19 protein-coding genes are annotated in these 26374 nt (G+C 61.1%); 10 read left to right on the forward strand and 9 right to left on the reverse strand.

Annotated elements, in window-relative coordinates; translation table 11 throughout:
* Positions 1-161: 161 nt before the first annotated feature.
* From leuA to M5G20_RS16380, 6 genes are all read right to left on the reverse strand, one after another.
* Positions 162-1841, reverse strand: coding sequence for a 2-isopropylmalate synthase (gene leuA / locus M5G20_RS16355; protein WP_273919920.1), 1680 nt, complete (start codon positions 1839-1841; stop codon positions 162-164).
* A gap of 450 nt (positions 1842-2291) precedes the next feature.
* On the reverse strand, positions 2292-3113 hold the full coding sequence (locus M5G20_RS16360) for a peptidoglycan DD-metalloendopeptidase family protein (RefSeq protein WP_273919921.1): 822 nt from the start codon (positions 3111-3113) through the stop codon (positions 2292-2294).
* Positions 3114-3116: 3 nt separating this feature from the next.
* Positions 3117-4496: an exodeoxyribonuclease VII large subunit gene (xseA, locus tag M5G20_RS16365; RefSeq protein WP_273919922.1), complete on the reverse strand. Its 1380-nt coding sequence runs from the start codon at positions 4494-4496 to the stop codon at positions 3117-3119.
* A gap of 177 nt (positions 4497-4673) precedes the next feature.
* On the reverse strand, positions 4674-5066 hold the full coding sequence (locus M5G20_RS16370) for a DNA polymerase III subunit chi (RefSeq protein WP_273919923.1): 393 nt from the start codon (positions 5064-5066) through the stop codon (positions 4674-4676).
* Positions 5067-5074: 8 nt separating this feature from the next.
* A complete protein-coding gene (locus tag M5G20_RS16375) occupies positions 5075-5503 on the reverse strand; it encodes a DNA polymerase III subunit chi (protein ID WP_273919924.1) in 429 nt (142 codons plus the stop codon).
* A 59-nt stretch (positions 5504-5562) separates the two neighbouring features.
* A complete protein-coding gene (locus tag M5G20_RS16380; protein WP_273919925.1) occupies positions 5563-7053 on the reverse strand; it encodes a leucyl aminopeptidase in 1491 nt (496 codons plus the stop codon).
* Between the two features lie 310 nt (positions 7054-7363).
* Between M5G20_RS16380 and lptF the strand changes: the two genes are divergently transcribed.
* From lptF to pdxJ, 8 genes are all read left to right on the forward strand, one after another.
* The gene (lptF, locus tag M5G20_RS16385; protein WP_273919926.1) at positions 7364-8482 is read left to right on the forward strand and encodes an LPS export ABC transporter permease LptF; all 1119 of its coding nucleotides are present in this window, start codon (positions 7364-7366) and stop codon (positions 8480-8482) included.
* Positions 8475-9536, forward strand: coding sequence for an LPS export ABC transporter permease LptG (gene lptG / locus M5G20_RS16390; protein ID WP_273919927.1), 1062 nt, complete (start codon positions 8475-8477; stop codon positions 9534-9536). Before lptF ends, lptG begins: the two co-directional genes overlap by 8 nt.
* Positions 9537-9704: 168 nt before the next feature.
* Positions 9705-11504 carry a translation elongation factor 4 gene (lepA, locus tag M5G20_RS16395; protein WP_034150820.1) on the forward strand — a complete coding sequence of 600 codons (1800 nt, stop codon included), beginning with the start codon at positions 9705-9707 and terminating at the stop codon, positions 11502-11504.
* A gap of 5 nt (positions 11505-11509) precedes the next feature.
* On the forward strand, positions 11510-12364 hold the full coding sequence (gene lepB, locus M5G20_RS16400; RefSeq protein WP_273919928.1) for a signal peptidase I: 855 nt from the start codon (positions 11510-11512) through the stop codon (positions 12362-12364).
* Between the two features lie 184 nt (positions 12365-12548).
* Positions 12549-13238 (forward strand): ribonuclease III, encoded by a 690-nt coding sequence (gene rnc, locus M5G20_RS16405; RefSeq protein WP_018927089.1) that lies wholly within the window; start codon positions 12549-12551, stop codon positions 13236-13238.
* Entirely contained in the window at positions 13231-14133 is a 903-nt protein-coding gene (era, locus tag M5G20_RS16410; protein ID WP_273919929.1) for a GTPase Era, read from the forward strand. The genes rnc and era overlap by 8 nt, the downstream gene beginning before the upstream one ends.
* 173 nt (positions 14134-14306) lie before the next feature.
* Positions 14307-14990, forward strand: a complete 684-nt coding sequence (recO, locus tag M5G20_RS16415) for a DNA repair protein RecO (RefSeq protein WP_273919930.1) — start codon at positions 14307-14309, stop codon at positions 14988-14990.
* Positions 14991-15043: 53 nt separating this feature from the next.
* Positions 15044-15790, forward strand: coding sequence for a pyridoxine 5'-phosphate synthase (pdxJ, locus tag M5G20_RS16420; RefSeq protein ID WP_273919931.1), 747 nt, complete (start codon positions 15044-15046; stop codon positions 15788-15790).
* 100 nt (positions 15791-15890) lie between these two features.
* Here the strand turns inward: pdxJ and mltF are convergent, their stop codons facing one another.
* Complete coding sequence (mltF, locus tag M5G20_RS16425; protein ID WP_273919932.1) at positions 15891-17351, reverse strand: membrane-bound lytic murein transglycosylase MltF; 1461 nt, start codon at positions 17349-17351, stop codon at positions 15891-15893.
* Between the two features lie 285 nt (positions 17352-17636).
* Between mltF and purL the strand changes: the two genes are divergently transcribed.
* A complete protein-coding gene (gene purL, locus M5G20_RS16430; protein WP_273919933.1) occupies positions 17637-21533 on the forward strand; it encodes a phosphoribosylformylglycinamidine synthase in 3897 nt (1298 codons plus the stop codon).
* 7 nt (positions 21534-21540) lie between these two features.
* A complete protein-coding gene (locus M5G20_RS16435; protein WP_214378479.1) occupies positions 21541-21852 on the forward strand; it encodes a Nif3-like dinuclear metal center hexameric protein in 312 nt (103 codons plus the stop codon).
* Between the two features lie 203 nt (positions 21853-22055).
* Here M5G20_RS16435 and nagE read toward each other — a convergent pair whose 3' ends face one another.
* Together nagE and ptsP are read right to left on the reverse strand one after the other, a co-directional pair.
* A complete protein-coding gene (gene nagE, locus M5G20_RS16440) occupies positions 22056-23771 on the reverse strand; it encodes an N-acetylglucosamine-specific PTS transporter subunit IIBC (protein ID WP_273919935.1) in 1716 nt (571 codons plus the stop codon).
* Positions 23772-23804: 33 nt separating this feature from the next.
* Positions 23805-26321 carry a phosphoenolpyruvate--protein phosphotransferase gene (gene ptsP, locus M5G20_RS16445; protein ID WP_273919936.1) on the reverse strand — a complete coding sequence of 839 codons (2517 nt, stop codon included), beginning with the start codon at positions 26319-26321 and terminating at the stop codon, positions 23805-23807.
* Positions 26322-26374 lie beyond the last annotated feature (53 nt).

The following is a 26374-nucleotide window of genomic DNA, read 5'->3' on the forward strand; positions in this document are numbered from 1 at the left end:
CCCACAGGGTATGTGGGTGTACATAAAATTTGTGTTCACAACGGTCAACTGTGGGAGCGGGCTTGCCCGCGATGGGGCCTGAACAGGCAACGCATAACCCGCAGACAAACAAAAAGGCCCCGGGATTCGCACCCCGGGGCCTTTTGCATTTCTGCGAAGGCTTACGCCGCTTTCGCTTCCGGCTGGCTCAGCGAGCGGTTCAGCGCACTGAACAGTGCCTTGAAGCTGGCCGTGGTGATGTTTTCATCGATGCCCACGCCGTGCACCGCACGTTCACCGTTAACACGCAGTTCAATGTAGGCCGCTGCCTTGGCATTGGTGCCCGCGCCAATGGCGTGTTCGTTGTAGTCCATGATTTCCACCGGGATCGGCAGGCCGGCCACCAGGGCCTCCAGCGCACCGTTGCCCTTGCCGCGCCAGTGCAGGTTGGTTTCGCCCTGACCTTTGCTCGCCACTTCCACTTCGACGGCGCTGTTGCCGTTTTCTTCCTGCAGGCGATGGCTGACCAGCGCGTAAGGGGTGTTGGCTTGCAGGTACTCGCTGTGGAGCAGCGCGTGGATCTGCTGGGCAGTCATTTCCAGGCCCAGGCGATCGGTTTCACGCTGCACGACCTGGCTGAACTCGATCTGCATGCGGCGCGGCAGGCTGATGCCGTATTCCTGCTCCAGCAAGTAGGCGATGCCACCTTTGCCCGACTGGCTGTTGACGCGAATCACCGCCTCATAGCTGCGGCCAATGTCGGCCGGGTCGATCGGCAGGTATGGCACTTCCCACAACGCATCGGATTTCTGCTGGGCAAAGCCCTTGCGGATCGCATCCTGGTGGGAGCCGGAGAACGCGGTGTGCACCAGGTCGCCAACGTACGGGTGACGTGGGTGCACCTGGATCTGGTTGCACTCTTCGACGACTTTGCGCACGCCGTCGATGTCGGAGAAGTCCAGTTGAGGGTCAAGGCCCTGGGTGTACATGTTCAGGGCCACGGTCACCAGGTCGACGTTACCGGTACGCTCGCCGTTGCCGAACAGGCAGCCTTCGACACGGTCGGCACCGGCCATCAAGCCCAGCTCGGTAGCGGCAACACCTGTGCCACGGTCGTTGTGGGTGTGCAGGCTGATGATCACGCTGTCACGACGGTTGATGTGACGGCCGAACCATTCGATCTGGTCGGCATAGATGTTCGGAGTCGCGCATTCGACGGTGGCTGGCAGGTTGAGGATCATCTTGTGCTCAGGCGTCGGGTTCCAGACCTCGATCACCGCGTCACAGACTTCCTTGGCGAATTCCAGCTCGGTAGCGCTGAAGGTTTCCGGCGAGTACTCGAAGGTCCACTCGGTTTCAGGTTGCTGGGCGGCGTACTTGACGAACAGCTTGGCCGCGCTGACGGCGATTTCCTTGATCCCGTCCTTGTCCTGGTTGAAGACAATGCGGCGGAAAGAAGGGGAGGTCGCGTTGTACAGGTGAACGATGGCTTTCTTCGCCCCGCGCAGGGATTCGAACGTGCGCTGGATCAGGTCTTCACGGCCCTGGGTCAGCACCTGAATGGTGGTGTCGTCCGGAATGTGGCCGCCTTCGATCAAGGTGCGGACGAAGTCGAAGTCGGTTTGCGAAGCCGCCGGGAACGACGCTTCGATTTCCTTCACGCCGACCTGCACCAGGGTTTTCCAGAAGCGCAGCTTCTTGACGGTGTCCATCGGCTCGATCAGCGACTGGTTACCGTCACGCAGGTCGGAGCTGCACCAGATCGGCGCGGTGGTGATGGTTTTCGAGGGCCAGGTACGGTCCGGGATATCGATGGTCGGGAACGCGCGGTATTTCGAAGACGGGTCTTTGAGCATGCTCATCGGGAAATCCTTATTGTGTGGGCCGAAAAAAGGCGGCCTGCCGGTGGATCAAAATGTTCTGGGGTGGAGCGTAAGACGAGGCGCCGCGATTCAGCCCGGCAGTCGTGCGCTGACTAGGCACAAACTGCGGTGCTGGCGAAGCTGAATGAGGGTGTGAGAGGTTTTCATGCCTTCAACCCTAACCGCGGGGGTGAAGGTTGGCAAGCAGTCGAAAAAAATTGAGAGGAATACTCGTCGGGAGATCTTTGGCGCGATTTTATTGCTGCGATTAGTCTTGATCTTTGGGTTGTTTGCGCAAGGTTTGAACGATGCGCAATTGAAGAGGTAATGCTTCTGGACTGCCTTCTGTGTCTGTGAAATGGTCATCGCGAGCAACTCGCTGCCACAGGTTCGCGCAATCCCCGTGGGAGCGGGCTTGCCCGCAAAGAGGCCATCAGCCTCGGCGAGGATTCAAGGCTGAAACGCACCAATGAAGATGGCCGGATCCACCCGCGCATCATTCAGGCTGACGTTCCAGTGCATATGCGGCCCGGTCGCCCGGCCAGTCGCACCGACCTTGCCCACCACGCCACCGCGCGCCAGTTGCTGGCCGACCTTCACATCGATTTTCGACATGTGGCAAAACATGCTGATGAAGCCCTGTCCGTGATCGACAAACACCGTGTTGCCATTGAAGAAGTAATTGCCGATCAAAATCACCTTGCCGGCCGCCGGGGTCTTGATCGGTGTTCCAGCGCCCACGGCGAAATCCAGGCCGGAGTGAGGATTGCGCTCTTCACCGTTGAAGAAACGGCGCACGCCGAACTTGCTCGACAGCGGACCGTTGACCGGTTTATCCAGCAGCAGGTTGCTAGGGATGTTCGGGCTGAAGGTGCGATAGGCGGCAATCTGCTCGGCCAGTTCATGCTCGATGCGCTTGAGGTTGTCCGGGTTCGGATTGACCTGCTGGGTATTCTTCAGGGTGATGCGTTGTTCCGGGTATTTCTTGGCGCCGACCGTGAAGCTCAGGTGGCGTCCGCCGCTGCTGATGGACTGCGCGCCCGGCTTGACCGTCAGCGGTACGCCGACAATCGCCAGCCAGTTGTTCTGTTCCTTGACCACCAACACCGGTTTGCCCTGATAACTGGCTTTCGGCGCTTGCGCGGAGGCGCCCAGGTCGACGACGGCTACGCCGCCCGGCACCGGTTTATTCAACAGGCGGGTGATGTAGCTGTCGGCATGGGCGTTGAAGGTCAGGCACAGCAACAGCAGCGAAGCAAAAAAGCGAGGCATGGATCAGTCCAGTAAAGAAAGGGTGACGGGCGTCAGGTGATTGTCTTCGACCCGCACTTGCAGCTCGCCTTCACCCAGCTTGGCCTTCAGGCGCTGGCCGGTGTGGGTTTGGCCGGCGTTGCGGATCGCGTTGCCGCGCTCGTCGAGCAAAATGCTGTAGCCACGCCCGAGGGTCGCCAGCGGGCTGACCACGTGCAGCGTCTGCATCTGGCTTTGCAGTTGCAAGCGGCGGCTTTTCAAGCCCTCGCGGATGGCCCGGGGCAGGCGCTCGGCGAGGCTGTCGAGGCGTTGGCGCAGCATCGCCAGTTGCCGACCGGGATGTTGCCCGGCGAGGCGGGTTTCGAGGCGGATCAGCCGCTCGCGACGGGTATTGAGACTGCGTTCGAAGGCGCGGCGCATGCGCATGTCCAGATCGTCCAGGCGTTGCGCTTGCTGGCGCAGGCGTTCGCCGGGATGACGCAGGCGGCGCGAGATGCCTTCCAGGCGCAACCGGTCGCGCATCAGGCGATCACGCATGCGCATCACCAGCCGGCGATGCAGGCTTTCGACCCGGCGCACCAGATCACTGGAGTCCGGTGCCAGCAGTTCGGCGGCGGCGGAGGGCGTTGGCGCGCGCACGTCAGCGACGAAGTCACTGATCGAGACATCGGTTTCATGGCCGACAGCGCTGACAATCGGTGTTACGCAAGCGTCTACGGCACGGGCAACGGCTTCTTCGTTGAAGCACCAGAGATCTTCCAGCGAACCGCCGCCCCGGGCCAGGATCAACGCGTCGAAACCACGGGCATCCGCCAGTTTCAACGCGCGAACGATCTGCGCGGTGGCTTCGCGGCCCTGCACGGCGGTGGGGATCAGCGTCAGTTGAATCTGCGGCGCGCGGCGGCGAAATACGCTGATGATGTCGCGGATCACGGCGCCGGTGGGCGAGCTGATAATGCCGATCCGCTGCGGATGCGCTGGCAGCGGCACTTTGCGTTCGGCACTGAACAGGCCTTCGGCGCTGAGCTTTTCTTTCAGCGCATCGAAAGCCAGGCGCAACGCGCCATCGCCAGCGGGCTCGACCGTGTCGAGGATCAACTGGTAGTCGCCGCGTCCCTCGAACAACGAGACCTTGCCGCGAACCTTGACCGCCAGGCCATCCTTCAACGCCTGACGCACGCGCGCGGCGTTCTGCCGGAACAGTGCGCAACGCACCTGGGCGCCGCTGTCCTTGAGGGTGAAATACACGTGGCCGGACGCCGGACGGGCCAGGTTGGAGATTTCACCTTCGACCCAGATGTTGCTGAACACGTCTTCGAGCAGCACCCGCGCGCGCCCGTTGAGCTGGCTGACAGTCAGGACTTCGCGGTCGAGGCCGAGTCTTGCAAAGGGATCTTTAATCATGGGGCACAGTTTAAAGGCATTTGGTGATCAATCTCCAAGATCCGCCATCAATCCCTTGAGGGAGCGAGCTGGCTCGCGATGGCGGTCTGTATGGCGAATCCGTTATGAATGTGCCGGGCTCAACGCGAGCCAGCTCGCTCACACAAAAATACCTCGCCACAAATGAGCGCAAATCACTCAGTCGTTGTACTGATTCAACAACCGCTCAAGCCGTGCACTCAGGCGCCGTTTGATTTCGGTTTCGATGTGCGGTGCGAAGTCGTCGATCACGTCTTGCATGATCAATTGCGCGGCGGCACGCAGTTCGCTGTCGAGGTACAGCAGCGCATCGGCGTTTTTCTCGGCGCTCGGCGCCGGTTGAGCGGCGGGCTTGGCGGGAGGTGTCGGTGCGACGGTCGCAGCGGGTTCGCTGACGGTGTCGAACAACATCGGAATCTGTTCCTGGTCACCGTCCTCGACCGTGTCGGTCAGCAGGGGCGGTTGCAGGTTGTCATCGCCGAGCAATTGGCGGATCGACTCGAGGTCGTCCAGCAGGTGCGCGGACTGTTGCAGCGGTTTTGGAGTGTCCATCGGAATGCTCAGAGTCGCTGTAAACGGTGATCTTGCAGAGGATAGCCCTGTTCGCGGTAGAAACGGAAACTCTCCCGCGCGGCCTGGCGTATCGCCGGATCTTCAACCACCACTTCCGCCACGCGGGCGAAGCGTTGGGCGAAGGCCGGGACTTTCAGGTCGAGATTGACCAGCAAATCCTGATGTTGACCGCAATCATCGCCAAGTCCCAATACGATCAGGCTGTCCGGCTCGCTTTCAGCAGGGCCATGGGGCACGAAGCTTTCGCCCTTGAAGGTCCACAGGCGCGCATCGAGATCATCGCGCTGGGCGGCGTCGCTGCAATGCAGGTAGACGCGGTGGCCCATGCGCCAGGCTTTTTCGGTGAGCTTGCAGGCGAAGTCCAGGCGTGCCGAAGGATCGGCGCTGGGCAGGATATAGAAGTCGACTTTGGTCATTGCGGTTCCTGAGCCGGGGCGACGTCACTGGTGAGCAACGCCGCCCGGGATCATCGGTTTCAGGCCTTTGCGCGGTCCAGCAGGTATTGGGTCAGCAAGGGAACCGGACGGCCAGTGGCGCCCTTGTCCTTGCCGCCGCTGGTCCAGGCCGTGCCGGCGATGTCCAGGTGCGCCCAGTTCAGGTTCTTGGTGAAGCGCGACAGGAAGCAGGCAGCCGTGATGGTGCCGGCTTTCGGGCCGCCGATGTTGGCGATGTCGGCGAACGGGCTGTCCAGTTGCTCTTGGTACTCATCGAACAGCGGCAGTTGCCAGGCGCGGTCGTCGGCAGCCTTGCCGGCGCTGAGCAGTTGGCCGATCAGCTCGTCGTTGTTGCCCAGCAGGCCCGAGGTGTGGGAACCCAGCGCAACGATGCATGCACCGGTCAGGGTGGCGATGTCGATCACCGCTTGCGGCTTGAAGCGCTCGGAGTAGGTCAGGGCGTCGCACAGCACCAGACGGCCTTCGGCGTCGGTGTTGAGGATTTCCACAGTCTGGCCGCTCATGGTGGTGACGATGTCGCCCGGACGCGAAGCGTTGCCGCTCGGCATGTTCTCGGCGCAAGCCAGGATGCACACCAGGTTGATCGGCAGCTTCAGTTCGAGCACCGCGCGCAGGGTGCCGAACACGCTGGCGGCGCCGCCCATGTCGTACTTCATTTCATCCATGCCGGCGCCCGGTTTCAGGCTGATGCCGCCGGTGTCGAAGGTGATGCCTTTGCCGACCAGTGCGTACGGCTTCTCGGATTTCTTGCCACCGTTGTATTGCATGACGATCAGGCGCGGCGGCTGGGCGCTGCCCTGGCCGACGGCATAGAACGAGCCCATGCCCAATGCCTTGATCTTTTTCTCGTCGAGGACTTCGACTTTCAGGTCCTTGAATTCTTTGCCGAGGTCTTTGGCTTGCTCACCGAGGAAAGTCGGGTGGCAGATGTTCGGCGGCAGGTTGCCCAGGTTACGGGTGAAAGCCATGCCGTTGGCGATCGCGGTGGCGTGGGTCACGGCGCGCTGTACTTCAGCCTGTGCAGCCTTGATGGTCAGCAGGGTGATTTTCTTCAGGGCGCGGGGTTCGGCTTTCTGGCTTTTGAACTGATCGAACTGGTACTCGCCGTCCACCAGGGTTTCGGCCAGCAGACGGGTCTTGCCGTAGCTGTCGCGGCCCTTGACCACAACTTCGTCCAGCGCCAGCACGGCGTCGCTGCCGCCCAGGCCTTTGAGGGTGTTGAGGATGCCAGCGATGGTTTTACGGAACGGACGGTCGCCCAGTTCTTCATCCTTGCCCACGCCCACCAGCAGCACGCGTTCGGCTTTGAGGTTCGGCAGGCTGTGCAGCAACAGGCTCTGGCCGACTTTGCCGGTCAGGTCGCCGCGCTTCAGGACGGTGCTGATGGCGCCACCGCTCAGTTCGTCGAGTTGTTTGGCGACGGCGCCGAGCTTGCGGCCTTCGCTGACGGCGACCACCAGCGTGGCGGTCTTCAACGTTTCCGGGTTAACGCTTTTTACAACCAGTTCCATGTCCGGGTCCCTGAATTTGATGGTCAACACGCAAGCGCTCGACAATGTTGGGATGTCGCTCGCTTATAAATAGAAAGGCGCCGGTCGCGACCGGCGACGAAGGCCGCAGTTTGAACCTCGCTACCGGCGCCTGACAACCCTCGGTTGTATGATCTTCAGCGCTTTGACAGCCTGCGCAAGCGGTGCGAAGTGACAGGCGCGTTCAATCACAGGATAATGCGCCATCTTTTTTCGGCGGCTCTGCATTGCGGGCCGTCTGATATGTTTGCTTGTTTGGCCGCCTTAGCCTGACAACCCTGGAGTGTCTGGTTTGATCGTCTTCCGTTATCTATCCCGCGAAGTCCTGTTGACCCTGAGCGCCGTCAGCGCCGTGCTGCTGGTCATCATCATGAGTGGACGTTTCATCAAGTACCTCGCCCAGGCCGCTTCGGGCCAACTGGATCCGGGGTCGTTGTTCCTGATCATGGGCTTTCGCCTGCCGGGATTCCTCCAGCTGATCCTGCCGCTGGGCCTGTTTCTCGGGATTCTGCTCTCTTACGGTCGGCTGTACCTCGAGAGTGAAATGACCGTGCTGTCGGCCACCGGCATGAGCCAGCAGCGCCTGTTCCGCATGACCCTCTTCCCGGCCACGCTGGTGGCACTGGTCGTGGCATGGTTGAGCCTGAGCCTGGCGCCACAAGGGGCCAATCAGTTCCAGCTGTTGCTGAACAAACAGGACGCCCTGACCGAGTTCGATACCCTCGAGCCAGGTCGTTTCCAGGCACTGCGTGACGGAACCCGGGTGACCTACACCGAACAGTTGTCGGATGACCGCATCAATCTGGGCGGCGTGTTCATTTCGCAGAAAAACATCAATTCCGAGAAAAAGGATCGCGGGATTTCCGTGCTGGTCGCTGAAAAAGGCCGCCAGGAAATCCGCCCCGACGGTAACCGTTACCTGATTCTCGACAATGGCTACCGCTACGACGGTAACCCGGGGCAGGCTGATTACCGGGCGATCAAGTACGACGAATATGGCGTGCTGCTGCCCAAGCCGGATGTCAGTGACGAAGTGACCGACCGTGATGCGATGACCACGGCGTCCTTGCTTGGCAGTGATGACATCCGTTCCCGTACCGAATTGCAGTGGCGCCTGTCCCTGCCATTGCTGGTGTTTATCGTGACCTTGATGGCGGTGCCGCTGTCGCGGGTCAATCCGCGCCAGGGCCGCTTCCTCAAGTTGTTGCCGGCGATTCTCTTGTATATGGCTTACCTGACCATCCTGATTGCCGCTCGCGGCGCCCTCGAAAAGGGCAAGATTCCTCCGGCCCTGGGCTTGTGGTGGGTGCACGGGATATTCCTGCTGATTGGCCTGGGCCTGCTTTATTGGGAGCCTTTGCGCTTGAAGATGGCGAGTCGCCGCAGCGCGCTGGAGGTGGCCCGTGGTTAAGCTCGATCGCTACATTGGTAGCAGCGTGTTCATGGCGATCCTCGCGGTATTGGGGATCATCCTTGGCCTGGCGACCCTGTTTGCGTTCATCGACGAGATGGGCGATGTCAGCGATACCTACACCCTGCTCGACGTGCTGAGCTATGTACTGCTGACCGCGCCGCGGCGTCTGTACGACATGTTGCCGATGGCTGCACTGATCGGCTGCCTGATCGGCCTCGGCGGCCTGGCCAGCAACAGTGAACTGACCATCATGCGCGCAGCGGGCGTATCGATCGGGCGGATTGTCTGGGCGGTCATGAAGCCGATGCTGGTGCTGATGGTGGTGGGGCTGTTGATTGGCGAATACGTCGCCCCGGCCACCGAAAGCACCGCTCAGGCCAACCGTTCGCTGGCCCAGGGCAGCGGCGATGCGCAAAGTGCCAAGCATGGTCTGTGGCACCGCCAGGGCGACGAGTTCATTCACGTCAACTCTGTGCAGCCCAACGGCATTCTGTATGGCGTCACCCGTTATCGTTTCGACAAAGAGCGCCACATGTTGTCGGCGAGCTTTGCCAAGCGTGCGGAGTTCGACAAGGATCACTGGCAGTTGACTGAAGTCAACACCACTGTATTCCACGACAAGAGCACCGAAGTGGTGTCTGCGCCGGTCGAGCGTTGGGATGTGGCGCTGAGCCCGCAATTGCTGAGTACCGTCGTGATGTCGCCAGACTCGCTGTCGATCACCGGGCTTTGGGGGTACATCCATTACCTGGCTGACCAAGGTTTGAGCAATGGCCGCTACTGGCTGGCATTTTGGGTCAAGGTGTTGCAACCGCTGGTCACTGCCGCCCTGGTGTTGATGGCCATCTCCTTCATCTTCGGTCCATTGCGTTCGGTGACCCTCGGCCAGCGCGTGTTTACCGGTGTGCTGGTGGGGTTCACCTTCCGTATCGCCCAGGATTTGCTGGGGCCTTCGAGCCTGGTTTTCGGTTTCTCGCCGCTGTTTGCCGTGCTGGTGCCAGCCAGTGTCTGTGCCCTCGCCGGGTTCTGGTTGTTGCGTCGCGCCGGTTGATGGCCGCTTCTTGGACCCGCGGCTGATAAAAAACGCCTCTGTCGCAAGACCGGGGCGTTTTTGTACAAGCCGTCTGGCCTGCAAACGTGACGCTAGCACCGGGGATCAGGTACAATTCCCGGCTATTTTTCGGCGGGCTATGCCTGCAGCCTTTTTGAGTGTTGATCCGTGAGTGATTTGAGTCATATCCGCAATTTCTCCATCATCGCCCACATTGACCATGGCAAGTCGACGCTGGCCGATCGCTTCATCCAGATGTGCGGCGGCCTGGCCGAGCGTGAAATGGAAGCCCAGGTACTGGATTCCATGGATCTTGAGCGTGAGCGCGGGATCACCATCAAGGCGCACAGCGTTACGCTGTATTACAAGGCTCGCGATGGCGTCACCTACCAACTGAACTTCATTGATACTCCCGGTCACGTTGACTTCACCTATGAAGTGAGCCGTTCGCTGGCCGCCTGTGAAGGCGCGCTGCTGGTGGTCGATGCCGGTCAAGGCGTTGAAGCCCAGTCGGTTGCCAACTGCTACACCGCGATCGAGCAAGGTCTGGAAGTGATGCCGGTACTGAACAAGATCGACCTGCCACAGGCTGATCCGGACCGCGTCAAAGAAGAAATCGAAAAAATCATCGGCATCGATGCCACCGACGCGGTCACGTGCAGCGCCAAGACCGGTCTGGGCGTCGATGAAGTGCTCGAGCGCCTGGTGACCACCATTCCTGCGCCGACCGGCAACATCGAAGATCCGCTGCAAGCGTTGATCATCGACTCCTGGTTCGACAACTACCTGGGCGTTGTGTCCCTGGTTCGCGTGCGCCACGGCCGCGTGAAGAAGGGCGACAAGATCCTGGTCAAGTCCACGGGCAAGATCCACCTGGTGGACAGCGTCGGTGTCTTCAACCCGAAACACACCGCTACCGTTGACCTGAAGGCCGGTGAAGTAGGCTTCATCATTGCCGGTATCAAGGACATTCACGGTGCGCCAGTGGGTGACACCCTGACCTTGAGCTCCACGCCCGACGTCGACGTGCTGCCTGGTTTCAAACGCATCCAGCCGCAGGTCTACGCCGGTCTGTTCCCGGTCAGCTCCGACGACTTCGAAGATTTCCGCGAAGCGCTGCAGAAGCTGACCCTGAACGACTCGTCGCTGCAATACACCCCGGAAAGCTCTGACGCCCTGGGCTTCGGCTTCCGTTGCGGCTTCCTCGGCATGCTGCACATGGAAATCATCCAGGAGCGCCTGGAGCGCGAGTACGACCTGGACCTGATCACCACCGCGCCGACGGTAATCTTCGAGCTGCTGCTCAAGACCGGTGAGACGATCTACGTCGATAACCCGTCGAAGTTGCCGGATCTGTCTTCGATCGAAGACATGCGTGAGCCGATCGTGCGCGCGAACATTCTTGTGCCGCAGGAGCACCTGGGTAACGTCATTACCCTGTGCATCGAAAAACGCGGCGTGCAGGTCGACATGCTGTTCCTCGGGACCCAGGTCCAGGTGACCTACGACCTGCCGATGAACGAAGTGGTACTGGACTTCTTCGATCGCCTGAAATCCACCAGCCGCGGCTATGCTTCGCTGGATTACCATTTCGATCGTTACCAATCGGCTAGTCTGGTGAAACTGGACGTGCTGATCAACGGCGACAAGGTCGACGCCCTGGCGTTGATCGTGCACCGTGACAATGCGCACTACAAAGGTCGCCAGTTGACCGAGAAGATGAAAGAACTGATTCCGCGGCAGATGTTCGACGTGGCAATCCAGGCCGCCATTGGCGGGCAGATTGTGGCGCGGACAACCGTCAAGGCGCTCAGAAAGAACGTATTGGCCAAATGCTACGGTGGTGACGTCAGCCGTAAGAAGAAACTGCTGGAAAAGCAAAAGGCCGGTAAAAAACGCATGAAGCAGGTCGGCAACGTGGAAATTCCACAAGAAGCCTTCCTTGCCGTGCTCAGGTTGGATAGTTAGGTCCTATGTCACTAAATTTCCCGCTGTTGCTGGTCATCGCCGTGTTCGTCTGCGGCCTGTTGGCGTTGCTTGATCTGTTGATCCTGGCGCCGCGTCGTCGTGCCGCCATCGCTTCCTATCAGGGCAGCGTCAGCCAGCCGGATATGGTGGTGGTCGAGAAACTGAACAAAGAGCCGCTGCTGGTTGAATACGGCAAGTCGTTCTTCCCGGTGTTGTTCATCGTGCTGGTGCTGCGTTCGTTCCTGGTGGAACCGTTCCAGATTCCTTCCGGCTCGATGAAACCGACCCTGGACGTTGGCGACTTCATTCTGGTGAGCAAGTTTTCTTACGGGATCCGCCTGCCGGTGATCGACAAGAAAATCATCGAAGTTGGCGAGCCGCAGCGCGGTGATGTGATGGTGTTCCGCTACCCAAGCGATCCGAACGTCAACTACATCAAGCGTGTGGTGGGTTTGCCGGGCGACACGGTTCGCTACACCGCCGACAAGCGTCTGTTCGTCAACGGTGAGTCGATTGCCGAGAAACTGATCGGCTCCGAGCCGGGCACGCTGGGCAGTGCCGAGCTCTACAAGGAAAAACTCGGCGCCGCCGAGCACCTGATCCGCAAGGAAATGAGCCGCTACCGCGCAGCGCCGGACCATTCGTGGACCGTACCTGCCGGGCACTACTTCATGATGGGCGACAACCGCGACAACTCGAACGACAGTCGCTACTGGGATGATCCGAACATTCCCAAGGATCTGCTGGGCATGGTTCCCGACAAGAATATCGTCGGCAAGGCCTTTGCAGTCTGGATGAGCTGGCCGGAACCCAAACTCAGTCACCTGCCGAATTTCTCGCGGGTTGGCCTGATCAAGTAATCACACACGGCGCTGTTGAACACAGCGCCGAATGCATTTCTGGAACCGGCACAATCGGCACCCGATGCATGCAGCCAATGATATTCAGGACGTTATTTTTGAACACAGCGTTAATTGTCCCAGGCCTGCGCCAAATCCCGGCGGTGGCGGTGGAATCCAACCACGAACTCAGCGTGGGTAAACCGTGAGCGTCTCCTTAAGCCGTCTCGAGCGTCAGCTCGGCTACACCTTCAAGGATCAGGAACTGATGGTCCTGGCCCTGACCCACCGCAGTTTTGCCGGGCGCAACAATGAGCGCCTGGAATTCCTCGGTGATGCCATCCTCAACTTCGTCGCTGGCGAGGCGTTGTTCGATCGCTTCCCGCTGGCCCGCGAAGGCCAATTGTCGCGTTTGCGCGCACGTTTGGTGAAAGGTGAGACCCTGGCCGTACTGGCCCGTGGTTTCGATCTGGGCGAGTACCTGCGCCTGGGCTCGGGCGAGTTGAAAAGCGGTGGATTCCGTCGCGAATCGATTCTGGCCGATGCCCTCGAAGCGCTGATTGGTGCGATCTATCTGGATGCCGGCATGGAAGTGGCGCGCGAGCGCGTGCTGGCCTGGCTGGCCGGAGAGTTCGAGGGCCTGACGCTGGTCGACACCAACAAAGATCCGAAAACCCGCCTGCAGGAGTTCCTGCAGTCCCGTGGTTGCGAACTGCCGCGTTACGAAGTGGTGGATATCCAGGGTGAGCCGCATTGCCGGACGTTCTTCGTCGAATGCGAAATCATCTTACTGAATGAAAAAAGCCGAGGTCAGGGTGTGAGTCGTCGTATTGCCGAACAGGTAGCGGCCGCCGCAGCACTGATTGCCCTGGGTGTGGAGAATGGCAATGACTGATACAAACGCAACTCGCTGTGGCTATGTTGCCATCGTCGGCCGTCCCAACGTGGGCAAGTCCACGCTGCTGAACCATATCCTGGGTCAGAAGCTGGCGATCACCTCGCGCAAACCGCAAACCACCCGCCACAACATGCTCGGCATCAAGACCGAGGGTGATGTGCAAGCGATCTACGTCGACACCCCCGGCATGCACAAGGGTGGCGAGAAGGCGTTGAACCGCTACATGAACAAGACCGCTTCGGCGGCGTTGAAAGACGTCGACGTGGTGATTTTCGTGGTCGACCGCACCAAGTGGACCGACGAAGACCAGATGGTCCTTGAGCGCGTGCAGTACGTGACCGGCCCGTTGATCGTGGCTCTGAACAAGACCGACCGCATCGAAGACAAGGGCGAGCTGATGCCGCACCTGTCCTGGTTGCAGGAACAGCTGCCGAACGCACAGATCATCCCGATTTCCGCGCAGCACGGGCATAACCTCGATGCTCTGGAGCGCGTGATCGCCGATCACCTGCCGGAAAACGATCACTTCTTCCCGGAAGACCAGATCACCGACCGCAGCAGCCGTTTCCTCGCCGCCGAACTGGTACGCGAGAAAATCATGCGCCAGATGGGCGCCGAGCTGCCGTACCAGATCACCGTCGAGATCGAAGAGTTCAAGCAGCAGGGCAAGACCCTGCACATCCATGCCTTGATTCTCGTCGAGCGTGACGGCCAGAAGAAAATCATCATTGGCGACAAGGGCGAGCGTATCAAGCGTATCGGCACCGAGGCGCGCAAGGACATGGAGCTGCTGTTCGACTCCAAGATCATGCTCAACCTGTGGGTCAAGGTTAAGGGTGGCTGGTCCGATGACGAGCGTGCGTTGCGTTCGTTGGGCTATGGCGACCTGTAACACGTTCTCCGGATCAACAATGATCCCCTGTGGGAGCGAGCCTGCTCGCGATAGCGGTCTGTCAGTCAACGACTCTGTTGAATGTTAGGCCCCCATCGCGAGCAGGCTCGCTCCCACAGTGGTTTTGGGGTTGTCAGTCATGCCGTGCTCACTCATTGAGATCTGCGATTTCCATGTCCCAACCCATCCCTCAACCCGCCTATGTCCTGCACTCCCGCGCCTACCGCGAAAACAGCGCTCTGGTGGACTTCCTCACGCCGCAAGGTCGGCTGCGGGCGGTGTTGCGCAGTGCGCGGGGCAAGGCCGGGACGCTGGCGCGGCCGTTCGTGCCGCTGGAAGTCGAGTTCCGGGGCAAGGGCGAGCTGAAAAATGTCGGGCGCATGGAGAGTGCCGGCGTCTCCACCTGGCTCAATGGTGAAGCACTGTTCAGTGGTCTTTATCTCAATGAGTTGCTGATTCGTTTGCTGCCCGCCGAAGATCCTCATCCCGGTGTGTTCGATCACTATGCCGCGACCTTGTTGGCACTGGCCGAAGGCCGTCCGCTGGAGCCGTTGCTGCGATCGTTCGAATGGCGATTGCTTGATGATCTCGGTTACGGTTTTGCCCTGACCGCTGACATCCACGGCGAGCCCATCGCCTCGGACGGTCTCTATCGTTTGCAAGTGGATGCCGGGCTGGAGCGCGTCTACTTGCTGCAACCAGGGCTGTTTAACGGCACTGAATTGTTGGCCATGGCCGAAGCTGACTGGAGTGCGCCGGGTGCTTTGTCGGCAGCCAAACGCCTGATGCGCCAGGCGCTGGCGGTGCATCTGGGCGGTCGACCGCTGGTTTCCCGCGAGTTGTTTCGAAAGCCGTAAATTCCCCGTGTATGCTGTGCACCGAACTTTCTCTTCTTTCTGGAGCGCTTTCCGTGACCACCAGCACCCGCATTCTTCTTGGCGTGAACATCGACCACGTTGCCACCTTGCGTCAGGCCCGGGGCACTCGCTACCCGGATCCGGTCAAGGCTGCGCTGGATGCGGAAGAGGCGGGCGCCGATGGCATCACCGTGCACCTGCGTGAAGACCGCCGGCACATCCAGGAGCGCGACGTGCTGCTGCTCAAGGACGTGCTGCAAACCCGCATGAATTTCGAGATGGGCGTCACTGAAGAGATGATGCAGTTCGCCGAACGCATCCGCCCGGCGCACATTTGCCTGGTGCCGGAAACCCGTCAGGAGCTGACCACCGAAGGCGGTCTTGACGTGGCGGGGCAGGAAGCGCGGATCAAAGCTGCCGTGGAACGCCTGTCGAAACTCGGCTCTGAAGTGTCGCTGTTCATCGATGCCGATGAGCGGCAGATCGAGGCGTCGCGTCGTGTTGGTGCTCCGGCCATTGAACTGCACACCGGCCGTTATGCGGATGCCGAGACGCCGACTGAAGTGGCGCAAGAGCTCAAGCGCGTGGCTGATGGTGTGGCGTTTGGCTTGACCCAGGGCCTGATCGTCAATGCCGGCCATGGTTTGCATTACCACAACGTCGAAGCTGTGGCGGCGATCAAGGGCATCAACGAGCTGAACATCGGCCATGCGCTGGTAGCCCATGCGCTGTTCGTGGGCTTCAAGTCGGCGGTTTCGGAGATGAAGGCGCTGATTCTGGGGGCGGCGCTCAAAGGCTGACATCGGCGGCGCTACCATCGCTGGCAAGCCAGCTCCTAATCATGCGGGACCCTGTAGGAGCTGGCTTGCCAGCGACGGCGTTTTCAAAGGCAGCAACGCTTTAAAGTGGTGCTGGCTCTTGAGCCGGTTTGGACTTGTCGATCCCCGGTACGTGCAGGTTGCCCTCGGCGACCTGGTCGCCTTCAAGCTGCGGCTGCGTGACCCAGGTCAGGATGTCGTAGTAGCGACGGATGTTCGCCACGAAATGCACCGGTTCGCCGCCACGGGCGTAGCCGTAACGGGTTTTGCTGTACCACTTCTTCTCGGACAGGCGCGGCAGGATTTTTTTCACGTCCAGCCATTTATCCGGGTTCAACCCTTCCTTGGCCGCCAGTTTGCGCGCGTCGTCGAGGTGACCGCTGCCCACGTTGTAGGCAGCGAGGGCAAACCAGGTGCGATCCGGCTCCTGGATCGAATCGTCCAGTTGTTCCTTCACATAAGCCAGATACTTGGCCCCGCCCATGATGCTCTGCTTGGGATCGAGGCGGTTGGATACGCCCATGGCTTGCGCGGTGTTCTGGGTCAGCATCATCAGGCCGCGTACGCCGGTCTTGGACGTGACGGCCGGTTGCCACAGGGATTCCTGATAACCGACCGCCGCCAGCAGGCGCCAATCGACTTTCTCTATTTTGGCGTAGGCCTTGAAGTGCTTTTCGTACTTGGGCAGGCGTTGCTGCAAGTGTTGGGCGAAGGTGGTGGCGCCCATGTAGCCAAGCACGTCGACGTGTCCGTAGTAACGGTCTTTGAGCCGCTGCAGGGTGCCGTTTTTCTTGACCTTGTCGAGATAGTCATTGATCTCGTTGAGCAGGCTGTTGTCTTCGCCTGCCGCCACGGCCCAGCTCTGGTCGCTGGCGTCACCCAGGTCAAAGGCCACCCGAATGTTGGTGAAATACACCTGGTTCATCGCGACTTCGTTGGAGTCGACCAGGGTCAGGTCGATCTGGCCTTCGTCGACCATACGCAGCAGATCGACCACTTCAACCTGGTCGGACTCTTCGTATTCGATGCCGGGAAATTTCTTCTTCAGTTCCGCCAGTTGCCCGGAGTGGGTGCTGCCCTTGAGCACCATGATTTTCTTGCCTGCCAGATCCTTCGCGTCGGTCGGCCGCGACTGACCGTTGCGGTAGATGATCTGCGGGGTGACTTCCAGGTAGGAGTGGGAGAAGCGCACCTGCTTCTTGCGCTCTTCACTGCTGACCAGCCCGGCAGCCGCCAGCACCGGGCCATTGGGCTTGCCTACCTGGTTGAAAATGTCGTCGAGGTTGTCGGCGGTCTCGATCTTCAGCTCGACCCCCAGATCGTCGGCAAAGCGTTTCACCAGCTCGTATTCGAAGCCGGTTTCACCGTTGCGATCCTGAAAGTAAGTGGCGGGGCTGTTTCGGGTAATCACCCGCAGCACACCATCCTCCTTTACGCGCTCAAGCGTGTTGGGTTTATCAACACAGCCACCGAGCATCAGGAAGAGTCCGGTTGCGATCAGCCATTTGGCGTACCGCGGACGCAAAGCCGTTGGGGAAAACATCTGCGCAGTATACGCAAAGGACCACGAGCGCCATATCTCGACAGCGAAGGGCTTGTCTGCTAGAGATCACAAAACCGACCGAAACCCCGCAGGAATGGGGCTTGTCTGCAATTTGTTACAGTAAAAATAAGCTGTCTTCACCTCTCCGGTTAACCTGACTCCGGAGGCAGAAACACAGATTGATACCCGAGTGCAACCGTGCGTAGCGTTTCGGGTGATGTCGCGGGCTGTTTAGGCTAGAATGCACGGCCTCAAAGCACACCCCTTCCCGAGGCTGTCCCGAAGATGTTGATCCTGCGCGGCGCTCCTGCCCTTTCTGCCTTTCGCCACAGCAAGCTCCTTGAGCAACTGAGCCAGAAGGTTCCGGCTGTCAGCGGCCTGTATGCTGAATTCGCTCACTTCGCCGAAGTTACCGGCGTCCTGACCGGCGACGAACAGCAGGTGCTCGCGCGCCTTCTGAAGTACGGTCCAAGCGTTCCGGTCCAGGAGCCGACCGGTCGTCTGTTCCTGGTGCTGCCACGTTTCGGCACCATCTCGCCATGGTCGAGCAAGGCCAGCGACATCGCTCGCAACTGCGGCCTGACCAAGATCCAGCGCCTGGAGCGCGGCATTGCGTTCTACGTGGCCGGCCAGTTCAGCGACGCTGAAGCGCAACTGATCGCCGATGCGCTGCACGACCGCATGACCCAGATCGTCCTGGGCAACCTCGAACAGGCCGCCGGCCTGTTCAGCCACGCCGAGCCAAAACCGCTGACCGCGATCGACGTGCTGGGTGGCGGCCGCGCCGCGCTGGAAACAGCCAACACCGAGCTGGGCCTGGCCCTGGCGGAAGACGAGATCGATTACCTGGTCAACGCCTTCGTCGGCTTGAAGCGCAACCCGCACGACATCGAACTGATGATGTTCGCCCAGGCGAACTCCGAGCACTGCCGTCACAAGATCTTCAACGCCAGTTGGGACATCGACGGCGAGAGCCAGGAAAAAAGCCTGTTCGGCATGATCAAGAACACCTACGTGATGCACAGCGAAGGCGTTCTGTCGGCTTATAAGGACAACGCTTCGGTGATCGTCGGCTCCGTGGCCGGTCGTTTCTTCCCGGACCCTGAAACCCGCCAGTACGGCGCGGTGCAGGAGCCGGTGCACATCCTGATGAAAGTCGAGACTCACAACCACCCGACCGCGATTGCCCCGTTCCCGGGCGCATCCACCGGTTCCGGCGGCGAGATCCGCGACGAAGGCGCAACCGGCCGTGGTGCCAAGCCAAAGGCTGGCCTGACCGGTTTCACCGTGTCCAACCTGCAAATCCCTGGTTTCGAACAGCCGTGGGAAGTGCCGTACGGCAAGCCTGAGCGCATCGTTACCGCGCTGGACATCATGATCGAAGGCCCGCTGGGCGGCGCCGCGTTCAACAACGAATTCGGTCGTCCGGCCCTGACTGGCTACTTCCGTACCTTCGAACAATCGATCACCACGCCGCACGGTGACGAAGTTCGCGGTTACCACAAGCCAATCATGCTGGCGGGCGGCATGGGCAACATCCGTGAAGAGCACGTCAAGAAAGGCGAGATCGTCGTCGGCTCCAAGCTGATCGTGCTCGGCGGCCCGGCGATGCTGATCGGCCTGGGTGGCGGCGCCGCTTCCTCCATGGCTACCGGCACCAGCTCGGCTGACCTGGACTTCGCTTCCGTACAGCGCGAAAACCCTGAGATGGAACGTCGCTGCCAGGAAGTCATCGACCGTTGCTGGCAGCTGGGCGACAAGAACCCGATCAGCTTCATCCACGACGTGGGTGCCGGTGGTCTGTCCAACGCCTTCCCGGAACTGGTCAACGACGGCGACCGCGGTGGCCGTTTCGAACTGCGCAACATTCCAAACGACGAGCCGGGCATGGCCCCGCACGAAATCTGGTCCAACGAATCCCAGGAACGTTACGTTCTGGCGGTCGGCCCGGCTGACTTCGAGCGCTTCAAGGCGATCTGCGAACGCGAGCGTTGCCCGTTTGCCGTCGTCGGTGAAGCCACTGCCGAGCCGCAACTGACCGTGACCGACAGCCACTTCGGCAACAGCCCGGTGGACATGCCTCTGGAAGTGTTGCTGGGCAAAGCCCCGCGCATGCACCGTTCGGTGGTCCGTGAAAACGAGCTGGGCGACGATTTCGATCCGTCGACCCTCGACATCGCCAACTGCGTCGAGCGCGTCCTGCATCACCCGGCCGTGGCGAGCAAGAGCTTCCTGATCACCATCGGCGACCGCACCATCACCGGCCTCGTGGCCCGTGACCAAATGGTCGGCCCGTGGCAGGTTCCGGTGGCCGACGTTGCCGTCACCGCCACCAGCTTCGATGTCTACACCGGCGAAGCCATGGCCATGGGCGAGCGTACTCCGTTGGCGCTGCTGGACGCTCCGGCGTCGGGCCGCATGGCTATCGGCGAAACCCTGACCAACATCGCGGCCTCGCGCATCGGCAAGATCTCCGACATCAAACTGTCGGCGAACTGGATGTCGGCGGCCGGTCACCCGGGTGAAGACGCACGTCTGTACGACACCGTGAAAGCGGTCGGCATGGAGCTGTGCCCTGAGCTGGGCATCACCATTCCGGTGGGCAAGGACTCGATGTCCATGGCCACTCGCTGGAACGATGAAGGCGTGGACAAAGCCGTCACTTCGCCCATGTCGCTGATCGTCACCGGTTTCGCGCCAGTGACTGACATCCGTCAGACCCTGACCCCGCAACTGCGCATGGACAAGGGCACCACTGACCTGATCCTGATCGACCTCGGTCGTGGCCAGAATCGCATGGGCGCGTCGATCCTCGCGCAGGTTCACGGCAAGCTCGGCAGTCAGGCTCCGGACGTCGATGACGCCGAAGACCTGAAAGCCTTCTTTGCCGTGATCCAGGGCCTCAATGCCGACGGTCACCTGCTGGCTTACCACGACCGTTCCGACGGTGGTCTGCTGACCAGCGCCGTGGAAATGGCTTTCGCCGGTCACTGCGGCCTGAGCCTGAACCTCGACGGTCTGGCGGAAAGCTCCGCCGACATCGCCGCGATCCTGTTCAACGAAGAGCTGGGTGCCGTGATCCAGGTTCGCCAGGACGCCACCCCGGACATCCTCGCGCAGTTCAGCGCTGCCGGTCTGGGCGAGTGCGTGTCGGTGATCGGTCAGCCGATCAACAACGGCCAGATCAACATCACCTTCAACGGTGACACCGTGTTCGAAGGCCAGCGTCGTCTGATGCAGCGCCAGTGGGCCGAGACCAGCTACCAGATCCAGCGTCTGCGTGACAACGCCGACTGCGCCGATCAGGAGTTCGACGTGCTGCTGGAAGAAGACAACCCGGGCCTGAGCGTCAAGCTCAGCTACGACGTCAACCAGGACATCGCCGCGCCTTACATCAAGAAAGGCATCCGCCCACAGGTTGCCGTGCTGCGTGAGCAGGGCGTCAACGGTCAGGTGGAAATGGCGGCGGCGTTCGACCGTGCCGGTTTCAACGCGATCGACGTGCACATGAGCGACATTCTGGCCGGCCGTGTCGACCTGAACGAGTTCAAGGGTCTGGTCGCTTGCGGCGGCTTCTCCTACGGCGACGTGCTGGGTGCCGGTGAAGGCTGGGCAAAATCCGCGCTGTTCAACAGCCGTGCCCGCGATGCGTTCCAGGGTTTCTTCGAGCGTAACGACAGTTTCACCCTCGGCGTGTGCAATGGTTGCCAGATGATGTCCAACCTGCACGAGCTGATCCCGGGCAGCGAGTTCTGGCCGCACTTCGTGCGTAACCGTTCCGAGCAGTTCGAAGCGCGTGTGGCGATGGTGCAGATCCAGGAGTCGAACTCGATCTTCCTGCAAGGCATGGCCGGTTCGCGTATGCCGATCGCCATCGCTCACGGCGAAGGGCATGCGGAATTCTCCAGCGAAGAAGCACTGCTGGAAGCCGATCTGTCCGGTTGCGTGGCGATGCGTTTCGTCGACAACCACGGCAAGGTCACCGAAACCTACCCGGCCAACCCGAACGGTTCGCCACGCGGGATCACAGGTTTGACCAGCCGCGACGGTCGCGTAACGATCATGATGCCGCACCCGGAGCGTGTGTTCCGCGCCGTGCAGAACTCGTGGCGCTCGGAAGACTGGAACGAAGACGCACCGTGGATGCGCATGTTCCGTAATGCTCGCGTGTGGGTGAACTAAGAGCGCCATGTACAAGCTCAGCTTTTTTGTTCCCGACAGCCATGTCGAAGTGGTCAAAAGCGCCGTATTCGCTGCCGGTGGCGGTCGAATCGGTGCTTACGATCACTGCGCATGGCAGGTGTTGGGCCAGGGCCAGTTTCGTCCACTGGACGGCAGTCAGCCGTTCATTGGCGAAGCGGGGCAGGTCGAACAGGTCGAGGAATGGAAGGTTGAGCTGGTCGTGGCCGATGAGTTGATTCGCTCGGTGGTGGCGGCTCTGAAACAGAGCCATCCCTACGAGACACCGGCGTATGAGGTGTGGCGGTTGGAGGATTTCTGATTCTCTGGCTGCTGAAATGAGAAACCCGCTGAGAGTGATTTCAGCGGGTTTTTTATGGCCTGTTATTTTGTGGTGAAGGTCCGGGCCTCATCGCTGGCAAGCCAGCTCCCACAGGTTTTGTGGCGATCACATGATCTGTGAGCAACCCTGAACACTGTGGGCGTTGGCTTGCCAGCGATGGCGGCCTGTCAGGCACCGAGGATCTAGACCTTGGCACTCACCTCACTGCGATTCACCAACGCTTCCAGCGCATCACTCAAGCTCGGCGCCTTGTCGCCGATCAGCAGGTGCCAGATTCCGCCCTCCAACTGACTCACACCCTGGCAACCCAGCGCCTTCAAATCACATTCCGACAATGCGTTGCCATCCGCCAGTTGCAGGCGGATGCGGGTCATGGCCACGCAATCCAGTTGCAATACGTTGCCACCACCGCCCACAGCGTTCAGCCATTGCCGGGCTTCAGCGCTCGCCACCGTGGCAGCGGATGGTGCGTCGACTGCGACCGCCGGGGTGGAGATCAGCGCCCGACCCAGCGCCGGCATCGCCAGGCGAATTTCATCGGCAATGCTGTCTGCCATCGGCCCGACCACCACCTGCAAACTGCCGCCCTTGCCCGGTCGCACCACGGCCATGGCCCCCAGCGCTTTCAAGTCCGCGTCCGAGGCCTTGTTGCGATCGACCATGTCCAGGCGCAACCGTGTGGTGCAGGCGCCCACGGTGATCAGGTTTTCGGCGCCGCCCAAGGCTTTGATGTAAGCACCGGCCCGCTCGTTGTCGGCCACCGCGACTTTTTCGGCGATCGCGACATCTTCACGGCCCGGGGTTTTCAGGTCGAAGCGACGGATGCAGAAATCAAACACCACGTAATAGATGACGGCATAAGCCAGGCCCACCGGGAACACCATCCAGCCGTTGGTGGACTTGCCCCAGCCGAGGATCATGTCGATGAAACCACCGGAGAAGGTGAACCCCAAGTGGATGTTCAGCGCATTGGTGACGGCCATCGACAAACCGGTCAACAAGGCATGCAGCAGAAACAGCAGCGGCGCGAGGAACATGAAGGCGAATTCGATCGGCTCGGTCACGCCGGTCAGGAACGCGGTCAGGGCCATCGACAGGAAGATCCCGCCCATGACTTTGCGCCGTTCCGGCAAAGCATTGCGGTACATCGCCAGGCACGCGGCGGGCAGGCCGAAAATCATCATCGGGAACATGCCGGTCATGAACTGGCCGCCCTTCGGGTCACCGGCAAAGTAGCGTGACAAGTCGCCGGTCACCAGCGCGCCGGTGGTCGGGTCGGTGAAGTTGCCGAACACGAACCACGCCATGTTGTTGAGGATGTGGTGCAGGCCCGTGACGATCAGCAGGCGGTTGAACACGCCGAAGATGAACGCACCGAAGCTGCCGCTTTCCATCATTAATGCGCCGAAACTGTTGATGCCTTGCTGGATCGGCGGCCAGATGTAGCCGAAGACCACGCCCAAGCCGACGGCGGCGAACCCGGTGACAATCGGCACGAAGCGTCGACCGCCAAAGAACGCCAGGTACTCCGGCAGCTTGATGTCCTTGAAACGGTTGTACAGCGCGCCGGCCATCAAGCCGCTGACGATCCCGGCGAGCATGCCCATGTTGATGCTCGCATCCAGCACCTTGAGCGTGGAGATCATGACCAGGTAGCCAATGACGCCGGCGAGGCCCGCCGTGCCGTTATTGTCCTTGGCGAAACCGACCGCGATGCCGATGGCGAAGATCATCGCCAGGTTGGCGAAAATCACCTGCCCGGCGTCATGGATGATCGCGATGTTCAGCAGATCGGTGTCGCCCAGACGCAGCAACAAACCGGCAATCGGCAGGATCGCGATCGGCAGCATCAGCGCGCGGCCGAGGCGTTGCAGGCCTTCGATGAAGAGTTGGTACATGGCGGTTCTCCCTGGATTCTTGTTGTTGAGAGCTCAGCTCAAAGGCCAATGCTGATGACAGGCGTGACGCACCGCGCTGGCGCTGCTCAACTTCAGCAGGTCCTGGCTGAGGCGCCGGCATTCGCTGGCGTCGAGGTGACGCACGCGGTCCTTGATTTCGCCGATCTGCACCGGGCTCACCGACAGTTCGCTGACGCCCAGCCCGATCAGCACCGGCGTCGCCAGCGGGTCGGACGCCAGTGCGCCGCACACGCCGACCCAACGCTTGTGCTGCGCAGCACCGGCGCAGGTCTGGGCAATCAGGCGCAGCAACGCCGGGTGCAGCGCGTCGACTCGCGAGGCGAGGCCGGCGTGGTCGCGGTCCATGGCCAGGGTGTATTGCGACAGGTCGTTGGTGCCGATGGACAGGAAGTCCGCGTGTTCGGCCAATTGCTCGGCCAGCAGCGCGGCGGCCGGGACTTCGATCATCACGCCCAGCTCCGGACGCTGGCTCAGGCCCAGTTCGTGACACAAGGCTTCGAGGCGCTGGCGGATGTGCAGCAGTTCATCGACCTCGGTGACCATCGGCAGGAGGATTCGGCAACGTGCCAGCGGCGTGACGTGCAGCAGCGCGCGCAATTGTTGGTCGAGGATTTCTGGACGGGCCTGGGCCAGGCGAATGCCGCGCAGGCCGAGCACCGGGTTGGCTTCGGCGGGCAGTGGCAGGTAGTCGAGTTGCTTGTCGCCGCCGACGTCGATGGTGCGGATGATCACGGATTTGTCGCCCATGGCATCGAGCACCGCTTGATAGGCGTGATGTTGCTCGCGTTCGTCCGGTGCGGTCTGGCGATCGACGAACAGGAACTCGGTACGCAGCAAACCAACGCCGTCGGCGCCATTGGCCATGGCGTTCGCCGCTTCTTCGCTGGAGGCGACATTGGCCGCGACTTCGATGTGCAGGCCATCAACGGTTTGCGCGGGTCTGTGGGCCTGAGCCTGTTGTTCGGCGCGACGTTGTCGGCGATCCAGTTGCGCTTGCCCCACCTGAGCCAGACGCTCAACGCTGGGCATCAGTTCGAGGCGTCCACCCTCGGCGTCCAGCACCACCGCTTGACCCTGTTGCTGGTCGAGCAGCGACGCGCCGAGTGCGACCATGCACGGCAAGCCTTTGCCCCGCGCAAGAATCGCCACATGGGAGGTCGCGCCACCTTCGGCCATGCACAAGCCGGCCACGCCTTGCTGGCTCAGTTGCAGCAGATCGGACGGAGTCAGTTCATGGGCGGCAACAATGGCGCCGGGCGGCAGTTCGTAATGCCAGGCTTCACCGAGCAGGGCGCGCAGCACCCGCTGCTTGAGGTCGCGCAGGTCGTTGGCGCGTTCGGCCAGCAGCGAGCTGCCCAGTTGCTGGAGCACATCGCATTGCGCGTCGATCGACTGGCTCCAGGCGTGGGTCGCGGCAATGCCGAGGTCAATCGAGTGATGGGCGGCGTCGAGCAATGCCGGGTCTTCCAGCAGTGCGAGGTGAGCGGCGAAGATCGCTTCTTCGTCGTTCTGTTTGTGTTTTCTGGCCTGGCTCAGGGTGGCGGTGATTTCGCTGTGCACCTGGTTCAGCGCGGTGTCGAGGGTTTGTCGTTGCTGTGCCGGATCATTGTGCCCGGTATCCGCCGGCAGGCTGATCGCGTTCAAGCGAAACAGCGGTCCGCCGACCAGGCCGGGAGCTGCGCAGACGCCGTGCAACACGCCCGCTTCAGCCACCCGGTTGCGCTGGACCATCGGTGTCGGCGCGGCGGCGTGATGCTCTTCAGCCAACGCCGTGGACAAGGCCGTGAGCAAGGCTTGCAACGCGGCTTCAGCGTCCGGCCCCCGGCAGCTGACCTGAACGTCGTCCTGCTCGCCGATGGCCAAGCCCATCAGGCCGATCAGGCTGTCGCAGGTTGCCGATTTACCGCCAAAGTGCAGTTTCGATTTGCTCTTGAAGCCCTGCGCGGTCTGACGAATCAGCGCGGCTGGCCGAGCGTGCAAACCGCCGCGGTGGGCGATGCGGATGTGGCCGACGATCTCTTCGCCGACAAGCTCCGCTTCAGCCTGCGCACCTGCAACCTGGCGGCGGATAATGTGCAGCAATGGTTCACCGACCCTCACCGGTTTGAGCGTGACGGGACGAGCCTGGAAATCCTGGCTGTTGGTGAGAATCAGCAAGCTGACCAGGCTTTTGCACTGTTGCGCGACCTTGTCCTGATCGTAGCGCAGCAGCGGCTGGCCGTTGGCGACCCGTGCGCCTTCCTGCACCAGCATGGTAAAGCCCTGGCCTTGCAACTCGACCGTGTCCAGACCCAGATGCAGCAACAGCTCGGCGCCGTTATCGGCCCGCAACGTCACGGCGTGGCCGGTGCGGGCGACGTGCACCACGACACCGGCGCACGGCGCGTGGAGGGTGTCGTTCAGCGGATCGATGGCAATCCCGTCGCCCATGGCACCGCTGGCAAACACCGCATCCGGAACTTTGGCGAGCGTGAGCACCGGGCCGCTGAGCGGGGCGCTGAGGGTCAGCTCTTTATTGTTTTTGTGCATGGCTCGGTCTCAACATAAATTCGGTTCGGATTCGCGCGCTTCCTTGTAGGAAC

It is taken from the genome of Pseudomonas sp. TNT2022 ID1044, from assembly GCF_028656895.1.
GTDB classification, from domain to species: Bacteria; Pseudomonadota; Gammaproteobacteria; order Pseudomonadales; family Pseudomonadaceae; genus Aquipseudomonas; species Aquipseudomonas reinekei.